19 protein-coding genes are annotated in these 18611 nt (G+C 72.9%); 11 read left to right on the top strand and 8 right to left on the bottom strand.

Features of this window, described 5'->3' with window-relative positions:
- Positions 1-3 precede the first annotated feature (3 nt).
- The 3 genes from MOV08_RS40140 to MOV08_RS40130 form a co-directional block, all read right to left on the bottom strand.
- Entirely contained in the window at positions 4-216 is a 213-nt protein-coding gene (locus tag MOV08_RS40140) for a hypothetical protein (protein WP_275311105.1), read from the bottom strand.
- A gap of 72 nt (positions 217-288) precedes the next feature.
- Positions 289-1044, bottom strand: a complete 756-nt coding sequence (locus tag MOV08_RS40135) for an SDR family oxidoreductase (protein ID WP_039639162.1) — start codon at positions 1042-1044, stop codon at positions 289-291.
- A 227-nt stretch (positions 1045-1271) separates the two neighbouring features.
- Entirely contained in the window at positions 1272-1637 is a 366-nt protein-coding gene (locus tag MOV08_RS40130) for a MerR family transcriptional regulator (RefSeq protein ID WP_275311103.1), read from the bottom strand.
- Between the two features lie 104 nt (positions 1638-1741).
- On the opposite strand from MOV08_RS40130, the gene MOV08_RS40125 reads away from it, so the two are divergent.
- The gene (locus MOV08_RS40125; protein WP_275311101.1) at positions 1742-2557 is read left to right on the top strand and encodes an aminotransferase class IV family protein; all 816 of its coding nucleotides are present in this window, start codon (positions 1742-1744) and stop codon (positions 2555-2557) included.
- Between the two features lie 120 nt (positions 2558-2677).
- On the opposite strand, the gene MOV08_RS40120 is transcribed toward MOV08_RS40125, so the two are convergent.
- Complete coding sequence (locus MOV08_RS40120) at positions 2678-3136, bottom strand: NUDIX hydrolase (RefSeq protein ID WP_275311099.1); 459 nt, start codon at positions 3134-3136, stop codon at positions 2678-2680.
- Positions 3137-3150: 14 nt separating this feature from the next.
- Positions 3151-4590: an MFS transporter gene (locus MOV08_RS40115; protein WP_275311097.1), complete on the bottom strand. Its 1440-nt coding sequence runs from the start codon at positions 4588-4590 to the stop codon at positions 3151-3153.
- A gap of 315 nt (positions 4591-4905) precedes the next feature.
- Here MOV08_RS40115 and MOV08_RS40110 point away from each other — a divergent pair, with 315 nt between their 5' ends.
- Complete coding sequence (locus MOV08_RS40110; protein ID WP_275311095.1) at positions 4906-5352, top strand: nuclear transport factor 2 family protein; 447 nt, start codon at positions 4906-4908, stop codon at positions 5350-5352.
- Positions 5353-5975: 623 nt separating this feature from the next.
- Here the strand turns inward: MOV08_RS40110 and MOV08_RS40105 are convergent.
- The gene (locus MOV08_RS40105; protein ID WP_275311093.1) at positions 5976-6548 is read right to left on the bottom strand and encodes an RNA polymerase sigma factor; all 573 of its coding nucleotides are present in this window, start codon (positions 6546-6548) and stop codon (positions 5976-5978) included.
- Between the two features lie 129 nt (positions 6549-6677).
- On the opposite strand from MOV08_RS40105, the gene MOV08_RS40100 reads away from it, so the two are divergent.
- Positions 6678-6815 carry a hypothetical protein gene (locus MOV08_RS40100; protein ID WP_162487447.1) on the top strand — a complete coding sequence of 46 codons (138 nt, stop codon included), beginning with the start codon at positions 6678-6680 and terminating at the stop codon, positions 6813-6815.
- A 102-nt stretch (positions 6816-6917) separates the two neighbouring features.
- On the opposite strand, the gene MOV08_RS40095 is transcribed toward MOV08_RS40100, so the two are convergent.
- The gene (locus MOV08_RS40095) at positions 6918-7268 is read right to left on the bottom strand and encodes a DoxX family protein (protein ID WP_039639152.1); all 351 of its coding nucleotides are present in this window, start codon (positions 7266-7268) and stop codon (positions 6918-6920) included.
- A 150-nt stretch (positions 7269-7418) separates the two neighbouring features.
- Here MOV08_RS40095 and MOV08_RS40090 point away from each other — a divergent pair, with 150 nt between their 5' ends.
- The 3 genes from MOV08_RS40090 (at position 7419) to MOV08_RS40080 (ending at position 10139) form a co-directional block, all read left to right on the top strand.
- On the top strand, positions 7419-8327 hold the full coding sequence (locus MOV08_RS40090) for a LysR family transcriptional regulator (RefSeq protein WP_039639151.1): 909 nt from the start codon (positions 7419-7421) through the stop codon (positions 8325-8327).
- Between the two features lie 71 nt (positions 8328-8398).
- Positions 8399-9136, top strand: a complete 738-nt coding sequence (locus tag MOV08_RS40085; protein WP_275311092.1) for a maltokinase N-terminal cap-like domain-containing protein — start codon at positions 8399-8401, stop codon at positions 9134-9136.
- Positions 9137-9707: 571 nt separating this feature from the next.
- Positions 9708-10139, top strand: coding sequence for an ATP-grasp domain-containing protein (locus tag MOV08_RS40080; RefSeq protein ID WP_275311090.1), 432 nt, complete (start codon positions 9708-9710; stop codon positions 10137-10139).
- Positions 10140-10480: 341 nt separating this feature from the next.
- On the opposite strand, the gene MOV08_RS40075 is transcribed toward MOV08_RS40080, so the two are convergent.
- Complete coding sequence (locus MOV08_RS40075; protein WP_039639148.1) at positions 10481-11830, bottom strand: NsdA family TPR-like regulatory protein; 1350 nt, start codon at positions 11828-11830, stop codon at positions 10481-10483.
- Positions 11831-12257: 427 nt separating this feature from the next.
- On the opposite strand from MOV08_RS40075, the gene MOV08_RS40070 reads away from it, so the two are divergent.
- From MOV08_RS40070 to MOV08_RS40050, 5 genes are all read left to right on the top strand, one after another.
- A complete protein-coding gene (locus MOV08_RS40070) occupies positions 12258-13622 on the top strand; it encodes an NsdA family TPR-like regulatory protein (protein ID WP_275311088.1) in 1365 nt (454 codons plus the stop codon).
- Between the two features lie 267 nt (positions 13623-13889).
- Positions 13890-14825 (top strand): acyltransferase domain-containing protein, encoded by a 936-nt coding sequence (locus MOV08_RS40065; RefSeq protein ID WP_275311087.1) that lies wholly within the window; start codon positions 13890-13892, stop codon positions 14823-14825.
- Entirely contained in the window at positions 14797-16635 is a 1839-nt protein-coding gene (locus MOV08_RS40060) for an acyl-CoA dehydrogenase family protein (protein WP_039639143.1), read from the top strand. Before MOV08_RS40065 ends, MOV08_RS40060 begins: the two co-directional genes overlap by 29 nt.
- Before the next feature lie 14 nt (positions 16636-16649).
- Positions 16650-17756 (top strand): 3-oxoacyl-ACP synthase III family protein, encoded by a 1107-nt coding sequence (locus MOV08_RS40055; RefSeq protein WP_275311086.1) that lies wholly within the window; start codon positions 16650-16652, stop codon positions 17754-17756.
- The gene (locus MOV08_RS40050) at positions 17753-18598 is read left to right on the top strand and encodes an SDR family NAD(P)-dependent oxidoreductase (RefSeq protein ID WP_275311085.1); all 846 of its coding nucleotides are present in this window, start codon (positions 17753-17755) and stop codon (positions 18596-18598) included. Before MOV08_RS40055 ends, MOV08_RS40050 begins: the two co-directional genes overlap by 4 nt.
- The last annotated feature ends 13 nt before the right edge of the window (positions 18599-18611 follow it).

The following is an 18611-nucleotide window of genomic DNA, read 5'->3' as shown; positions in this document are numbered from 1 at the left end:
CTTTCACGGTACGCGGGCAGCGGCGCCGACCACACTGGTCCCCGTGCCGGGGCGGTCGCGTTCCACCGGCACCAGCTTCACCACGCATCGCCCTCGCTGACGCGCCATCACGGCATGCTTGATGAGAGCTATACGTAGTTTTTCTTGCGCTTTGCAATACTTGCCAATGGCATACACTTCCAGGCGGCCGCGATCTCCGCCCCAGGTATCGGCCATGGACTCCCCGACCCGGGAGAGGAGTTCGTCGAGGTCGCCCGCGGCACCGGTTCGGCCGCCTGCAGGGCGAGATCAGCGGGTGGTGTACCCGCCGTTGACGAAGAGGGTCTGCCCGTTGAGCCACCAGCCCTCGGTGAGCAGGAAGATCACATGGGGCGCGATGTCCTCGATCCTGGTCAGCTCGCCGTTCATGGACGAGGACTTGTGGTAGGCGACGGAGTCGTCGGTCTCGGCCGGATAGAAGAACGAGGTGTCCATCGGCCCGGGGGCGATGTTGTTGACGCTGATGTTGCGGCCGAAGAGCTCCTTCGACAGGGCGCGGGTGAAGTGCTCGACCGGGGACTTGCTGCCGGCGTACACGGAGTACAGGCCGGTGTAGGCGGCCAGCAGCGAGGTGACCACGGTGACGATCGAGCCGTCGCGGTCGATGCGCTTGGCGGCCTCGCGCATCATGAAGTACGCGGCCTTGGAGTTCACCGCGAACATCCGGTCGTACTCGGCCTCCGAGGTCTCGGTCACCGGCTTCTTGATCACCATGCCCGCGGTGTTCACGCTGGCGTCCACCCGCCCGAACGCGTCGATCGCGGCGTCGAAGAGCCCCTCGACGCCGGCCACCCGCGTCAGGTCCGCCTGGTGCGTCACCGCGTCCCCGCCCGCCTGCTTGACCGCGGCGGCCGTCTCCTCCGCGTCGGAGCGGGAGGAGTCGCTGTTGTAGTGCACCACGACCTTCGCGCCGTGCTCACCGAGCTGCCGGCTGATCAGGCCCCCGAGGTTCCTGGAGGCCCCGCCGACCACGACGACCTTGTCCTTGAGCGTACGAGCGGGCATGACGCGTCTCCTCATCAGAACGGTGTCCGTCCCGCGCGTGCGTGCCGGCGCACCTCTTGCGCCCGTACGCCCAGGCCATGTCCCCACACGTGAGACGCGCGGCCCTCCCGACGCTAAGCAGGCGCCCCGCTGATCGCATCCGCAGGCCGCCCGCGGGTCACCCGCCCGGCCCAGCGCCGGTGGCTGGGCGGAAAGGCGCCGACCCGACCGTGCCGAGCGGGTTCCCGCTATCCCTCGTGGCCCTCCGACGGCACGGTGGTGGCGAGGATCCCGCTGAGCGCGGACCGGGCGTCCTGCAGGGTGGTGATCTTGTCCTCCAGGCCGCGGAGTTGCTCCCGCAGCGTGCCGGCCGCGCAGTGTTCGAACTCCGGGCCCGGCCCCACGACACAGGGCAGCAGCTCGCGGATGACGCGGGTCGTCAGTCCGGCGGCGAGCAGGGCCCTGATGTGCCCCACCACGGCCGGGGCGTCCTCGGCGTACCGGCGGTGGCCGCCGCTGCCCGCGCGGTGTGCGGTGAGCAGCCCCTGTTCCTCGTAATAGCGCAGCAGGCGTGGACTGACGCCGGTGGCCCGCGCCAGATCCCCGATCTTCATCGTCACGTGATCCCCGTCACCGGCACTTGCATCTCACATCGATGTCAGATCCTACGGTGTCGGTGTGACCACGACGTCGGAACGGAACCTGGGAGCGGTTAGCGATGTCAACTGATGTGACGGGCTTCGTCGTTCAACTCAACGGTCGGACGGCGACCGCGGCGGACCTGGCGCCGCTGGCGTTCGCCGGCTATGCCCACTTCACCGCCCTGCAGGTGCGCGGGGGCCGGGTGCGGGGCCTGGATCTCCATCTGGAGCGACTGCGCACCGCCTCGCTGGAGTTGTTCGGCCGGGCGTTGCCGGACGACCGGGTGCGGTCCTGGCTGCGTGCCGCGCTGGAGTCCGGGCCGGCCGACCTCTCGCTGACGGCCACGGTCTTCTCACCTGCGGGCGAGTTCACCCGGGGCGGCGGCGAGGGGGCGCCCGAGCTGCTGGTCCGGACGCGACCGCCGGCGTCCGCACCGGAGGGTCCGCTCGCGCTGGCGCCCGTCGCCCACGAACGTGTCCTCCCGGCCGTGAAGCACGTCGGCGAGGTCGCCAAGACCTACTTCCTGCGCCGGGCCGTCGCGGAGGGCTTCGACGACGCCGTCTTCGTGGACCGGCGGGGACGGCTCAGCGAGGGGACGATCTGGAACCTGGCCTTCTGGGACGGTGAGGCCGTGGTGTGGCCCGAGGCCGCGGTGTTGGGCGGAACGACGATGGGCATCGTCCGCCGCCGACTGGATCGCCTCGGGGTCCCGCAGCGCGACCAGGAGATCACCCTCGACGCGCTGCCGGGGTTGGCCGGCGCCGTGGTGATGAACTCGTGGACGCCGGGAGTGCCGGTGCACCGGATCGGCTCGGTGCCGCTGCCCGCGGCGCCGCCCTTCGTCGAGCTGCTGCACCGGGCCTACCGGGCCGAACCGCTGATCTCGCCGTGACGGACGGTACGCCGAGGCCACCGCGACCTCGGCGTACGTCACGGACACCAGGGCCCGGACCCCCTCCCCCGGGCCGCTCCATTCGCCGTGCGGACTCGACGTCCGGGTTCGGCGACCGTACTACCGGCCGTCGCCGGTGACGGTGCTCCAGCGCGGGTCGATGCGGCCCAGCCAGACGTCCTGAGCGTCGGCCAGTGGTTGCTCCAGGGGAAGGGGGAGGAACCGGCAGGCGAAGGCGAGGCCGGCGTCGTCGCCGTCGCCGTGGACGCGGTGTTCCCACGCATCGGGAGTGTCTGCGGGCGCCCGGAGGTGGAGGAAGCTGGTTCGTCGTGGCGCTCCCGTGTCGGGGTGGGGCTTGTCCTCCACGGCGATCTGCCGGACCACGGTGGCCGACCGCAGACCGGTCTCCTCGGCAACCTCTCGCAGCACCGCCGCCTCTCGCCCTTCGCCTGGTTCGACTCCGCCCGCCGGGACCTGGGTGCCGGCCTCCGGCATCCCGATGTGGTCGAACACCAGGAGTTCGGGAACGGCGCGATACCGGATCACGTAGGCAGCGACACGGATTCTGGGTCGGGTCATCCCGGCATTGTCCGTCACCTGCGCCGTTGGTGGCCTCCGGCCTCGGCTCCCGACTCGCGCCGCCGCTCCGTCAGTCGAGCAAGGTGGTCGGCGCGCAGCGCGGTGGCCACTCCGAGGGCGGAGAGGGCGGCGAAACCGAACAGCAGGTAGCGCGCGGAGGTGAGCATCGTCGGGCCGCCCAGGTTGACCAGGAGGCCGGCGACCGCCGCGCCGAACGCCGTCGCCATCGTCAGCACGGTCGCGATCGCCGCGGCGGCCTTCTCCCCCTCCGCCTTGTCCGGTGTGCTGCTCATCGCGGCAACGGACAGGTGGGGCATGGCCAGGCCGATCCCCGTGCCGGCGAGGAGCAGCACGGGCAGCCATGCGAGGACCAGGAGCAGTGGCGCGTCGCGCTGTTGCAGGAGAGCGAGCACGGCGAGGCCGGCCGCGAGGAGAGCGGGGCCCGCCACCCGCAGCCGCCGGACCGTCCGTCGCCGGCGCGCCGAGGAGCTGACGACCTGGCTCGCCGACCAGCCCAGCGACAACGCCGCCCCGAAGAACCCGGCAGCGACCGGCGGCAGTCCGCCCATGCGCTGGCCGAACAGCGGCAGGAAGATCTCCACCGCGACGCCGGCCGCGAGGAACACGATGGTCAGGTAGACCCACCGCAACGCGGATCCGGCCCGGTAGGTCTGACGCGGCAGGACTCGGACCCGACTCCGCTGCTCCGTCACCACGAACGCCGTCACCAGCATCAGTGCCAACGCGATGAACGCCACCATCAGGACCTTGTTCGCGAGGATTCCGGCGACGCTCACGGCGCCCGCGGCCCCCACGACCAACACCAGGGCGCTCAGCGGCACTTCAGCCGGGTCCGCCCCGTCCCGGCCGCTCCTCGGCAGCACACGAGGGACGAACACCGCCATCGCTCCCGAGGCGACGGCCAACACGACGAACGCCAGTCGCCAGGAGCCGAACTGGGCGAAGAGCCCGCCCAGAGCCGGACCGACGAAGTTGCCCAGGCCGAACATGGCGGAGATCAACGCGCTGCCCCGCGCCCACAGATGACGCGGCAGCGCCGAGTAGACCAAGGCGAACCCCAGACCGGTCAGCAGGCCCGCCCCCAGTCCTTGCGCACCGCGGCCGACCAGCAGCACGGGCATCGCCGGACTGGCCGCGCACACCGCCGACCCGACGGCGAAGACGCCGAATCCGATCAGGTAGGAGCCGATATCGCCGTAGCGGGAGAGGGTTCGGCTCACGAGCATGGTCGCGACGACCTGGGCGGTCAGGAAGACGGTCGCATTCCATGCGTAGAGGCGTTCACCGCCGATGTCTGCGACCGCCGTCGGCAACAGGCTCGCGGCGAGATAGATGTTGACGGCGCCGATCAGCACGCCCCCGGCCAGCACCGCTGCGGTACCGAAACGTCTGCCGAGTTCCCGCCACGAACCGACTCTTTGACTGTCGTCCACGTGCCAACTCCGTTCCTGGGTTGCTTGGTTCCCAGGCATCATGGCGGGGCGGGGAGACCCGGTAATCCGACATAACGGACGTGGTCCGCATCACATTTCAACGGCGGGGGCGACGCGGCCACTTGATGGATTCCGCGACGGAGCGCGCCGGCCCACCCCGTCCCTCGCGATGAACTCCCCCTACCCAGGGGGGCGCCCGCATGGTACTCATGCTTCTGACTACTCAATTTTATGAGTAGTCAGGGATCCGGTGCAGGGCGCGGGCCGGCCGCGCACGCGACGCGCCGGAAGGACGACCAGGAATGGGGACCAACCGTGACCACAGTCGCCGCACGCTTCCGCACCGCCGTCGAGAACCGCGATCTCGCGGCCCTGGAGGCGCTGTTCACCGACGACATCCGTCTCTACAGCCCGGTGAAGTTCCGGCCCTTCGAAGGCAAGCCGGCGGTCATGGGCCTGTTCACCGTGCTGCTGCGCACCTTCGAGGACTTCCACTACGTCGGCGACTTCGCCGGCAGCTCCCAGACCAGCGTGGACGGCACGACGGCCCCCTCCTCCGTGCTGCTCTTCCGTGCCACCGTCAACGGCAAGCAGATCCACGGCATCGACCTGCTGCACCACGACGAGGACGCGACCCAGGACGGCCGGATCAAGGAGATCACGGTGATGGTCCGGCCGCAGTCGGCCGTCCAGGCACTGGGCGAAGCGGTGCTCGCCGGGCTGGTGGCCGACGGACTGGTTCCGCCAGCGGCCGACCGGTAGCGGCGGCGGCACCCACTCACGGTGGGACCGGGTGGATGCCTGCCGGCGACGGGCGCGAGCGGTGCGGCCAGTCCCCCCATGTTGGCCGCGCCACCCGTCGCACCGCCGCTCTAGACGAGCAACCGCTGTGGTGGCACAGGCATGCCGGAGCCGGCGACCACGACCAGCATGCGAACGGCGCAGTTGACATCCGGTGCGTGGCGGGCGCCTCTCACCACTTCACCACCGATCGCCCCAGTACCGCGTCGAGCCCGTCCTCGTACCAGGCTTCGGGCGACGGGTCGGGGGGTTCAAGGTGGTTCGAGGCAGCGCCGGACGGCTCGGCTGCCGCTGACACCTTGTCATACAGAGTTTCCCCCGAACGTGCTCCGCGCGCGCCCGGGGGCATTAGCTGGTCCCCCTCTCGGAGGTAGGCCAGCATCCTCTCGTGCGGAGAGGAATGGCTGTTCATCATGGATACCCTTCCCTCAAGAACTCTTGGGTCGGATCGGTCCGACCCCGGTGCCACGGTCTGATTCGGCAACGTCCGTCCCGTGGCTCCGGGGCACAGTCCGGTCCGGGCACGGCGCGGAAGTCGGGCGCGGCGGCCGCGTGCGGCGACCGCCGCGAGCCCGGGACGTGACCTACGCCGGCGCCGGCTCGTCGTCGTCCCGGCAGCGCCTGGCCTTCGCCTCGGCCGCGGCCAGTTCACGGCTGACCGTCGCCGACGAGATCTCCAACAGCTCGGCGATCTCGATGCCCTTCAGGCCCCAGACGTGGGTGAGTTCCCAGACCGCGGCCTGCCGTTCGTTGGCGATCGCCGCCTTCACCGACTCCAGCAGCTCCAGGTATTCCAGGCCGATGGCCGCGCCGGCCCCCAACTGCCGTGCGTGTTCGGGTGGTTCGTCGTAGAGCCGCTCTCCCGAGGACGCCTTGCGCCAGTGGTCCCGGAGCTTGTTCCGGGCGACCACGGTCGCGAAGACGATGACCGGCTTCTCGAACTTGGTGCCGCGACGGAACTCCTGGAGGACCGCGATGCAGGTCTCCTGGGTGATGTCCTGGGCCAGGTGGTAGTCGCGCGTGATCCGCGTGACCGAGGAGATCAGCCGCGGCTCGATGGTGCGTAACGCCTCCTCCATCAGCTCGGCCTCGCGTACCTTCGACAGCCGGCGGTGCGCCTCCCCGGAGTCGTCGCCGCCCCCTGAGAGCTGCCTCATGTGTCGTCCTCTCCACTGACCGGGAACCGCAGCCGTGGCCCCGGGCTCGCTAGGAGGACGAGTCGACGCCCGGATTCTTTTCACGGCCGACGGCTGAAATTTCCGGCGGCCTCGACGGGACCTGAGGACATGGACACTCGCACTGCCCTCGCGCTCGTACTCGGCGGCCTGGCCGTCTACCTCGCCTACCACGACCCGGTGCTCGGTGCCGCCCTCGGCATCGGCGTCGTCGTGGTCACCCTGCTGCTGACACTCCTGGAGAAGTAGCGGCCCGCCCCCGCCCAACTCGCCTTACTGATAAGGCCCGACACTGAAATCCTCCTGACGTGCCAGGCGCCGTGGCCCCGGCCATTCCCCATCGGACAGCCCCTAACGCAGGACCGCCAGGACGAGGGTGGCGACGGCCAGTCCCAGGTACCCGGCGGGCCCGGCCAAGGTCGCGTAGGCGCGTACCCGGACGTGTGCGACGACCGCACCGACGAAGAAGAGGACCAGTCCCCCGGCGGCGGCCGTGCCGAGCGGCCCCACTCCCAGGAGCCCCAGCAGGAGGCCCACCGCTCCGGCGCCCTTGAGGGCGCCCAGCCACGGGAGCCAGGACCGCGGCACCCCCACCGCGGCGGAGTTGGCGAGCACGAACTCGGCCCTCGCCAGGTCCGCGACCGCGATCCCCGCGTTCGCCGCGATCGTGATGACGGTGATGATCACGTAGGCCATGTCCATGAGCCGACGCCTCCCTTTCCGATACCGTTCCGAGCCCCCGAGGCGGCAGGTCCGCCGGCCGGTCACGGCCACACAGCGCCACCGGGCCCGGTGACCAGGCTCGTCGTGCCGTCGCCCGACGTCCAATACCTGCGGCTATAACCTGACGGCATGGATGTCGACACCCGGCTGTTGCGTTACTTCGTCGCCGTGGCGGAGGACGGCAGCCTGACCCATGCCGCACAGCGCCTGTTCGTGTCCCAGCCGGCGCTGACCAAGCAGATCAAGCAGTTGGAGGCGCAGCTCGGGGTGCTCCTGTTCACCCGGTCCCGGACCGGTATGGCGTTGACGGCGGCGGGGCGTGCCCTGGCCGAGCGGGTGCCCGCGCTGCTGGCCGACTGGGAGCGGACGCTGCGGGAGACCAAGGCCGCGGCGAGCCGGGCGCAGCGCGTGCTGCGGGTCGGTTTCGTAGCCAGTGGCGCCAACGAGGCGACGCCGCGCATCGTCGCGGAGTTCGCGCGACGCCGGCCGGGCTGGCGCGCGGAGATGCGGCAGGCCGCATGGTCCAACCCGTCCGCCGGGCTGGCCGATGCGGAGGTCGATGTCGCCCTGGTGCGGCTGCCGTTCCCCGGCCAGGACGCGGTGCACCTCGTGCCGCTGCTCACCGAGCCGCGCTGGGTGGCGCTCGCCGACGCGCACCCCCTGGCCTCCCGTGAGGTCATCCCGTTCCGGGAACTCTGGGACGAGCCGTTCGTGGCCGCTCCGGCGGAGACGGGCGGCTGGCGGGACCACTGGTTGGCCGCCGACGAACGCGGGGGCCGCCCGGTCCGCGTCGGCGCGGTCACCGACCAGCCGGACGACTGGCTCAGCGCGATCGCCAACGGCTACGGCATCGCGCTCGCTCCCGAGTCCGCGTCCCGTTTCTACGCCCGGCCCGGCGTCACCTATCGCCCGGTCACCGGTGTCAGTCCCAGTCGGGTGGCCGTCGCCTGGGCGCCGGCGGACGACACCAACGCGGTCGTGCAGGACTTCGTGCGGTGCTGTCGCGACAGCCTGGGACAGGCCCGCGGGACCGCCTGACCGCCTGACCAGCACCGCCTCGCCGCATCGGCCCCCGGCACGGCCGCTGACGGAGGATGGTAAAAGGGGGCATGGCTGTCATACACAACACCACCCTCAAACCCACCAAATTGGAGCTGCTCACCACCTGGCTCCCGAGCCGGCCCTGGTACCGCGGCACCGGCCGGGAGCCGCAGCTGGCCCGGGTGGGCGGCTTCCGGCTGGACGATCCGCAGGGCGAGGTGGGAATCGAGTGCCTGGTGGTCACCGACCGGTCCGGTGACGCGCCGGTCTCCTACTTCGTCCCGCTCACCTACCGCGGGGCACCGCTCGACGGTGCCGAGCAGGGCCTCGTCGGCACCCTGGAGCACGGCATACTGGGCCGGCGCTGGATCTACGACGGGGCCCACGACCCGGTGCTCGCCGCCGAGTTGCTCGCCCTCTTCCAGGGACGCGCCGAACCGCAGGCACAGGACGCCTCCGACGCCCGGGACGAGTCGGTCCGCCACTACCTCGGTGAGGGCGTCGAGGCAGCCGCGATCGGTGCGTTGCGGATGGTGGGCCCGGCGACCGTCGTCAGCGGGCCGGACGGCACCGACCTCACCCTGGACACCATCACAGAGGCGGCGGCCGACAGGCGGCCGGGGCACGCTCCCGCCACCCTCGCCCTGCACATCGGGCGCGTGCTGGAACCGCTGGCCCAGGAGGGCGCCACCGGCCGTGCGGGCACCGTCCCGGAGTGCCTGGGTTCCCTCACCGGTGTCTGGCAGTCGGCCGACGGCACGGAAGCCCGCGGCCTGTTCGCCACCCTCGGCGCCGCGGACCGCTGACGCGCGTCCCGCGGCGCCGCCTACCGACCGCGAGCGACGCTTACCGGCACCGCGGCACCCCGATGACGGGGTGACGGGGTGACCTTCCGTCACCCGTCCACGGCGGTGCCGGGAAGCGGACCAACGGGGCGCTCCGCCCGCCGCGCGCCGAGGGGTGGGTGGGAGCCGTGTCGGGTGGAGCTCCGATGGACGCAGCCGGGACCGTCGTGGTGATGACCGACCACCGCTCCACCGAGCAGGGCGCCCCGGTGCCGGACGCCCGCCCCTTCATGACGGGCGGCCCGGGTCGCGCGACAACCAACGGTCGCAGCCTGCTCCTTGAGCCGGGTCGGGACCGTCCGCGCGTCGCACCGGACACCCTGATCGTCTACGAGATCCCGCCGGCCGACCGCACCCGGTTCGAGGGCTTCCAGGGCGTGCTACGCACGACCGACACCGCCACCATCGGCGGGGCGGACATCGCTGCCTGGCGGGCCGCCACCGACAAGCGGCGCACCGTCCGACGGTTAGGGCGCTGGCGGGCATCCCGCACGCCCCGACCCTCGCCCTGGACGCTCCGAGCCGTGCGGAGGTGCTCGATGCCTTCGTCGCACTGGGGCGTGATGTCTGGGCCCGGCCCACGACCGGCGTCGGCGGCGAGCACGTCTTCCACATCACGGGCGTTCAACGGCTTTTCGAGGTCGCCGACTTCTACGCCGACCTCGGTCAGTCCTGGCTGCTGTCCGAGGACGCCCGCAATGTCGATCGCCATGGGCGCCGGCACCAGTTACGGATCGTCGTCCTCGGCGACCGCGTCCTGCGGGTCTGCGAACACGTGCAGAACGACCCCGACGCGCCCTGCAACGAAGCCCGCGGAGCCGTCTCCACGCTCCTCCCCGCCGGGGCGCTGTCGGCCCGGCACTCCGCGATCGCCGTCCACGCCACCCGCGCCCTGGGGCTGCCGCTCGTGCGGGCCCATCCGGATCGGGCGGCGTCGGGCGCCGTGGACGGGACCGTGTGCTGAGCGGTCCGGCACGCGCGGCGCAACGGTGCGGTGGTGGCGGCCTGCTGCACGGGGGCACGGGTAATTTACCTGCGCCGGGGCGGAGTTCCGGACGGCCGGGGCGTGGTCCGGTGGGGCGGGTGGGTTGCGTGCTTCCGGGTGAACAGTGCGACCGGGTGGGCGCGCCGGGATTCGAAATGCGGGCTCTCCTGCCCCTTATTGCCTTGTGACCGATCCTGTGGACATGGCGATGGCGTTGCTGGGCCGCTTATCCGCGCTGCCTGCGGAGGGCGAGGGGGAGGAGCACCGCTCGGCGGACGTGCGCCGGCGCGGGACGGGGAGCGAGGACTCCGGTGCGGCCGTCATCGGGCCGTCGTGCGCAGACGTTCCCGGAATGCCTTGACATGGGGGTTGCGCTGGTAGGGCGCAAGGCGGTGGGCCAGCCGCGGCAGGGTGCCGTGCACGGACCCGGCGGCGAGCTGCCGGTGGTGGCGCAGAGCCTGGAAGGAGTGGTCCACGGCCGCGTCGACGTCGTGCAGGGCGAGCAGGGTGTGCGCGAGCTGGGCGTGCAGCAGGGTGCGGGCCTTGTGGTGGTCGGCCGGCCGACTGGCGAGGGAGTTCTCCAGTTCGCTCAGGGCGGCCTTGTGGTCGCCGAGGCATGAGAGGACCTCGGCGCGCTGGTAGCGCAGTGCGGTCTCCGGGTAGCTGGTGAAGGGGCCCTCGGGGCCGGTGGCGCGCGCCAGGTGCTGTTCCGCGGCGAGCAGGTCGGCGGCCGCGGCGCGGCTCTCGCCGGCGCCGGCCCGGACGACGGCGCGCCCGGCGTAGAGGTAGGCGCGGACGGCGCTGGGTACCGCCGACCCGGCTATCTCGGTGGCGGCCTCGCCGAGCGCGAGGGCCTGGTGGTGGTCGCCGAACTGGTGCGCCTGCACGCTCAGGCAGCGCAGCACGATCGCGTAGGAGCCCAGGTCGCCGGCGGCGCGGGCGAGTTCGAGGGCGATGTCGTAGTAGTGCTGGGCGAGGGCCGGGTGGCCCGTCTCCGAGGTGCGGCCGGCCAGGAGGAGGGTCAGGTGGGCGGCGCCGGTGAGGAGGGCGCGCCGGACCGCCTGATGCGCCGGGGCGGTGAGCAGCGGCACCACGTCCGTGGCCAGATACCCCGCCAGCGCGGACCGGCCGTGGGCGCCGCCGTGCCGCTCCCCCAGCAGGACGCTGCGGGCCGCCACGACCTCCAGCCGTACGGGGGCCGCGGCGGATGCCTGGGGGGCGCGCGGGTCGGCCGGGGGCAGGGCCACGGGTCGGCGCCCCCAGTCGGTGACGACGGGTGGCGGGGCGGAGAGGACGGCGCGGGCCAGCTCGGCCCTGCGGGCGGGGTCCGCCTCGGCGCGGCAGAGGGCGGCCAGCCGGTGGACGGGGTCGCCGCCGTGCAGCGCGGAACCGAGCGCGCCGCCGGTGAGGTCGGGGTCGGGGAACCCGGCGTCCTGGGGTGTCAGGCGGCGGCCGAGGCGGCGGCTCAGCGCCTGGCCGATCAGGTGTCCGACCGGGGGGCGGGGGCGTGCCCCGCCCAGCCAACGGGCCACCGACGTGCGGTCGTAGCGCAGCCGGAGACCTTGGGCGCTGCCGAGGGCGTTGACGGCGCGGGCGAGGTCCCTGGCGGTCCAGTCGGCCTCGGCCAACAGTGCCGCGAGCATACGGTTGGGGCGGCGCGGGGGCGTCATGATCTGTGTGCCTCGCTCACTGGTCGGGCTTTCCGGCTCGGGAGTCGCCCGGGATCGCGGGCCTTTCAACACGTTCACGCTTCCCACCGCGATCAGGCGTTCCGCCCCGGCTCGATTCATGGTTCCGTTGGTGGACGGTTGTTGGCTACGGCTCGATGGTCCGCAAGGCGCCTTTCCGGCCACGGGAAGACTGCCCCGAAAGAATTACGCGGACACCCCCGAGGGCCCCGCCCGCCGTGGGTAGGAATCCAATCAGGCACAACGGCACGACCAGGTACGGACATCACTCCCCATGAACTTCTTTGGTCCCTTCCGTTTCTCCGGTTGCCCTCGTCCACGCGGCCACGGCGCAACCGTGGAATTGACGCGGAATGATGCGGGTGGGGCTGCCGGTCCGGAACCCGAACCGCCGCGCCGGGAGCCGTAGGTGTCGCCGTCACGCCGCCGCAATCAGAATTTGCGGGCCCTGCTGGCAGAGGCCCGCTGGACGCAGGCGGCGCTGGCGCGCACGGTCAATGCCCTCGCTGCGGAAATAGACCTCGACCTGAATTACGACCGCACGGCCGTCGCGCACTGGCTCAGCGGGACCCACCCGGCGCCACCGGTGCCGGAGTTGATCGCCGAGGCACTGACCCGTCGGCTGGGCCGCTCGGTCTCCCCCGCCGCGGCGGGGCTCGTCGGGGAGCCGTCCGCACCGGCGGGCGGGCGGCTCCCCCTTTCCGGCATCCCGATCAGCACCGCCCTCACCGAGCTGTGCAGCATGGAGAACGACCCCGCCCGCCGGGCCTCGGCCCGGATGCTGCCGTACCGGGAAGCGGAGTTGGCGAAGGTCGCGGCCGGGTCGGCGGGCCGGGCGCCGATGCCTCCGGCGCCGCGCGGGGAGCAGGACGCCGGGGACGACCTCGGGGTGGTCCGGCTCGCGGTGCGCTTCTACTCCGCCTCCTTCGACGCGCACGGCGGGCGGCGGGCGCGCTCGGCGCTGGCCGCGTACCTCGCGGACGACATCGCTCCGCTGCTGCGCGAGCGGGAGGGCCACGATCAGCGCCGCGGGCTGCTGGTGGAGGCGTCCCGGCTGTCGTTCCTGCTCGCCCGGATGTATCAGGACGCGTCCGTGCACGGGCTCGCCCAGCGCCACTTCTCCACCGCTCTGCGGCTCGCCGACGAGTCCGGGGACGCCACGGCGCGCGCCGTCGTCCTGCGCGGGCTGAGCGCCCAGGGGCTCGCGTTGGGGCACCGGCGGATCGCCCTGTCCGCGGCCGAGGCGGCGGCCGCCACCCGGGCGTCCGGCGGTCCGGCCCGGGCGTTCCTGCTGTCCCAACTCGCCGTGGCGCAGGCGGCCTGCGGGCGGCACCGGGCCGCGCGGGAGTCGCTCGGCCGGGCCGAGAACGCGCTGGCCCGGGGCGAGGGTGCCGGCGCGGCAGAACCCTTCACCGCGTATTCATCCGGCTCGTTGGAATTCCAGACCGCCGAGGTCCTCCGACACACGGGCGACCTGCCGGCCGCGCGCGCCGCCCTGGCCAACTCGCTGGCCCGCCGGTCCGACCAGGACCACCGGGGCATGGCGCTGAGTTTTGCCCAGCACGCGGAAATACTCATGGGTCTCGGCCATGTGGAAGAGGCCTGTGCGTCCTGGAATTCGTTCCTGGACCAATATGTCCATCTGCGGTCCGGGGCCGCGGATCTCGCCGCGGGCCGGCTGCGTCAGCTGCTCACGCCGTTCCGGAATCTCCCGGTGGCGACCGCGGTGTTGCACCGTGCGTTCGCCGTGACGTCACCCTCTCAGCACTCCTGAGACGCCGCGCCGCCTGCGCGTTCACCCCTTTCAACAGACCCGGACCCGAAACGTGGACCACGGGTCCGGTGAGGGTTGTTGAATGGCATAACACCGACCGGAAACGACCGGAAATTGGATGTGGAAATGCGTGACGTCACCGCGACCACCCATGGAAAAAAACACTCGACACCGCCCCGGATCGTCCATGTCTTTCCCGGGCAGGGCGACTTCGCGGTAAGTCCGCTCGTTCGGGCACTACGCACTCACACAACCGTACGAAAAGCGGTGCGCGAGGTATTCGAAGAAGCCGAGGAAGTCGGCGAGGAATTCGATATCGGGCCACTGGCCAAGGCATTGCTGAGCGATGCGCCGCCCACCGGCCGTGAACTCGCCGCCGAAAGCGTCGGCACCCCCCAACTCGCGCTGTTCTGCTCCTCGGTGGCGGTGCACCGCGCACTGTGCGCCACCGGCCTGGTGCCCGACCAGGTGCTCGGGGTGAGTTTCGGGGAAATCGCCGCCCTCACCGCGGCCGGTGTGTTCGAGGTCCCCGAGGGCGCTCGGATCGCCTGTCTACTGGCCCGTCAACTGGCCCGCTGTGCGGGCGGGATGACGCTGGTCGGCGCCGGAGAGGCCGACACCGAGGCCCTGCTGCGCCGGACCGGCTCCCCCGCCCTCGCCCTGGCCTGCGTCAACAGCCCCGAGGAGACCATCGTCAGCGGCCCGCTGCCGGACCTGCGGACACTGGAGGAGACGGCCGCCGGGCAGGGCGTCCCGGCCGCCCGCCTCCGACTGCCGTTCTCCTCCCACCACCCGTCCCTCACCGGTCCCGCGGACGCCTTCGCCGCCGCGATCGGCCACCTCGCCCCACGCCCGGCCCGGATTCCCGTGCACTCCGCCGTGCACGGCGGCCCCTACGGCCCCCAGGACGATCTCCACCGCGGCCTGGCCGACTGCCTGGTCCGTCCCTTCCGCCTGCCACCGGTGCTCCGCCGGATCACCACCGCCGGCCGCGCCCTGTTCTTCGAGGCGGGCACCGGCCAGGCACTGACCCGCAGCATCCAACAGACCCTGCCGCCCGACGCCGCCGACGCCCACGCGCCGCTCGCCGATCCCGCCTTCCCCTGGCCGCAGCCCGGCGCCCCGGCCACCCGCCGGCCGGACACCGCCCTCGCCGCCCTCTGGAGCACCGACGATGACCACACGCACGCAACCGCTCGGTGAACTGGCCGAGATCGTCCACGGATCCCGCCCCTACACCCTGCGCAGCCGTCTGCTGACCGCCCTGGCGGCCGACCGCGAGCAGACCGCCGGCGCCCCCGAGGACCGCGGCCACCAGGTGCACCGGCGACTGCGGCTGATCGCGGACAACCTGCCGCCGGTCGGCGAGTTGTTCCGGAACCCCGAACAACTCGCGGTGCTCAGCGAATGCGCGGCGCTCGTGGACCCGCCGCTGTACATGGCCGTCGTCAACCACTACGTGCTCTGCCTGGGTTCCGTCGTCACGCTCGCCGACGACCCGGCGGCGCTCGGCCGCCCCTGGCAGAACCTGACCACCGGCCGCGCCAAGGGCTCCTACCTGGTGACCGAGATCGGGGACGCCAGCAGCCATCTGGGCACCCGGACCACCGCCCGACTCGACCCCGACTCACGGGAGTTCGTGCTCGACACGCCGGTGGCCGGCGCGGCCAAGTTCTCCGGCGTCGGGGGTTCCGGGGTGCCGCAGACCGCCGTGGTGTGCGCCCGCACCGTGGTCGACGGGATCGACCGTGGAGTGTTCTCGTTCGTCGTGGAGCTCACCGACGCCGACGGTCCGCGACCGGGCGTGACCCTCTCCCGCAGCTTCGAAGCGCCGTCCCTGCCGCTGGACTACGCGCTGGTGCGCTTCGACGGCGTCCGGGTCCCGTACGCCCAGTGGCTGCGCGACCGGGCGCACATCGACGCGGACGGCGCCTTCCACGACCCGCTCGGCGGCCCGGACGCGCGGCTCCAACGGACCCTGTCGGTGGGCCGGATCCTGTGGGCCACCCTGCCCGCTGCGGTCGCGACCATGGCCCGCCAGTGTTCCGTATCGGCGCTGCGGTTCTCCGCGCACCGCAGGGCCCACGGCCGACTGGCCCCCGGCGCGAGCGTGCTGGAACTCCGCAACCAGCAGCACGCGCTGCTCGGGGCGCTCGCCGAGTCGTTCGCCCTGACGTGCGCCGGGCGGACCGCGCGGGAGATCTGGGCCCGGTCGCGCACCGCCCGCCACGCGGCGGCGCACCGCGCGAACGGGATGACCTTCTCCCCGTGGACCGCCGTCGATCGGCCGCTGGCGGTGCTCAAGGCGGTCACGGTGCGCGGCGCCGCACGGGTGGCCGCCGAGTGCCAGCACCGCTGCGGGCTCGCCGGCTTCCTGCGCCCCAACCTGCTCGACGGCTACCACGGCTTCGCGCACGCCTTCGACACCGCGGGCGGCGACAGCCACCTGATCCTGCTGGACGCCGGCCGGTCCCTCGCCCAGGAGCGCGGTGCCGGGGCGGGCGGCCGCATCCCGCCGGCCGACGTCCCCGCCGACCATCCCGGCTGGTGGCCGGCGGTCGCCCGGGCCCAGGAGAGCCTGCTGCGGGACGAACTCCACCGCGCCCTCCAACAGGGCGTCCGGGCCGGACGGACCGGGCTGGAACTGTGGAACCCACTGCTGGACGCCGCGCACCGACTCGGCGAGGCGTACGGCTCCCGGCTGATCGCGGACTCCCTGGCCGCCGCCGTCGAAGCCGTCCACGACCCCGAACTCCGCGCGGTACTGCGCCCGTTGGCGGCGCTCTACGGGGCCGTCGAGGCGCGCCGCCTGGCCGGCGGCCTGCTCGCCGCGGGCACCCTCGCCCCCGGCACCGTCCGGGCGCTCCCCACGGTGATCGACGGCCTGTGCGACCGCCTGCTGCCCCACCTCCCGCTGCTGTGGGAGGCGATGGGCGCACCGCCCGGCGCGGCCCCGGCCCCCTTGGGCGCCGACGACTACGCCGCCGCCCTGTACGACTTCCTCGACCGGTGACCGGAAAGGCCGTCATGAGTCCGCACTCCTCCCCCGCGCCGCCCATCGGCATCCTCGGCATGGGCACCTACCTCCCGCGCGGCACCCGCAGCAACCACGACATCGCCGCCGCGGCCGGCGTCACCCCGGAGTGGATCGCCCAGCGCACCGGCGTGCACACCCGGCACGTCGCCGACGCCGACGAGGCCGCCTCCGACCTGGCCGCGGCCGCGGTGCGCGCCGCGGTGGCCGCCGCCGGCATCGACATCGACCAGCTCGACGTGCTGATCGCCGCCACCTCCACCCCCGACGAGCTGGGCCCCTCCACCGCCTGCCGCATCCAGGCCCTGACCGGCGCCCGGCACGCCGTGGCGCTCGACGTCAGCGCGGCCTGCGCCGGCTGGCTGTTCGCGGCCCGAGTGGCGCACGACTGGCTGCGCGGCAACGGCGGCGCGCGCTACGCGGCCGTGGTCGGCGTCGAGGCGTACTCCAAGTTCCTGGACCCCACCGACCGGGGCACCGCGGTGCTCTTCGCGGACGGGGCGGCCGCCGCGGTGCTGGGGCCCGTACCGCACGGTGCCGGATTCCGCGACTTCCGCCTCGGCTCCGACGGCACCGGCGCGCACCACGTCCTGATCCCCGGCGGCGGCAGCCGCCTCCCCGCCAGCCCCACCACGCTCGGCGAACACCGGCACCACATCCACATGGACGGCCGGGCGGTACGGGACTTCATCGTCGAGATCTTCCCCCGGCTCGTCCGCGAGTGCCTGGCCGGCAACGACCTGCGGCTCCAGGACATCGACGCGTTCATCACCCACCAGCCCAACCCACTGCTGCTGCGCAACCTCGGCGACCGGATCGGCATCCCGCCCGAGCGCCTGGTCATCGTCGGCGACGAGGTCGGCAACATCGGCGCCGCCAGCGCCCCGTACGCCCTGGCCAGCGCCGCCGCCCGCGGGCTGCTGCCGCCCGGCGGCCGGATCCTGCTGGCCGTCTTCGGCGCCGGCGTGACCTGGGGCAGCGCCCTGCTGACCTGGACCGGCGCGCCCGCCATCCGCATCGCGCCGCTCCGCGCCGCCCGCGCCTGCGCACCCTCCCCTCCCCCCTCCACCGTTTCCACGCTGCAAAGGAGTTCCTCATGACCGCCACGCCCCACGACCCGTTCCGACTCGACGGCGCACGCGCCCTGGTCACCGGCGCCTCCCGGGGCATCGGCAGGGCCACCGCCGTGACGCTCGCCCGGGCCGGCGCCGATCTGGCGCTGTCCGCACGGAACCAGGACGCCCTCAAGGAGACCGCCGCGCTGGTGGAGGACGAGGGGCGCACCGCGGTGCTGGTCCCCGGCGACCTCGCCGAACCGGGCACCGCGGAGGCCGTGGTGGACGCCGCGGCGACCGCACTGGGCGGACTCAACGTCGTCATCCACAACGCGGGCGTGCTGCCCGCCCAGGACGACGGCACGCCCACCCTGGTCCCCCTCCAGGACTCCGCGCAGGTCGACTGGGACCACGTCCTGGCGGTCAACCTCAACGCCACCGCCGCGCTGTGCCGCCGGGCCCACCGGCACCTGACCGCCTCGTCCCGGGCCAGCCTGGTGCTGATGTCCTCGCTGGCCGGGGTCGCCGGCACCCCCCGGATGGAGGCGTACGGCGCGTCCAAGGCGGCGCAGATCGCGCTGGCCCGCAGCCTGGCGGTCGGCTGGGCACGCGAGGGCATCCGGGTCAACGCCCTGTGCCCGGGCTGGACCCGCACCGACATGACGTCCTTCGCCTACTCCCTGGAGCCGCTGTCGGAGTGGCTGATGGCGCACGTCCCGTTGGGCCGCTGGGCGGAGCCGGACGAGATCGCCCGCGCCGCGCTGTTCCTCGCCTCCCCCGCCGCGTCCTACCTCACCGGGCAGGCGCTGGTGCTCGACGGCGGGGTCTCGGTGCCCGACGGCGGGCTGGCCGGCATCTCCAAACCGCCCTCCCCCTTCACCGCCTGACTCCGCGAATCGA

The organism is Streptomyces yunnanensis, from assembly GCF_029011865.1.
GTDB lineage: Bacteria > Actinomycetota > Actinomycetes > Streptomycetales > Streptomycetaceae > Streptomyces > Streptomyces yunnanensis.
This window is presented reverse-complemented; position numbering and strand designations above follow the sequence as displayed.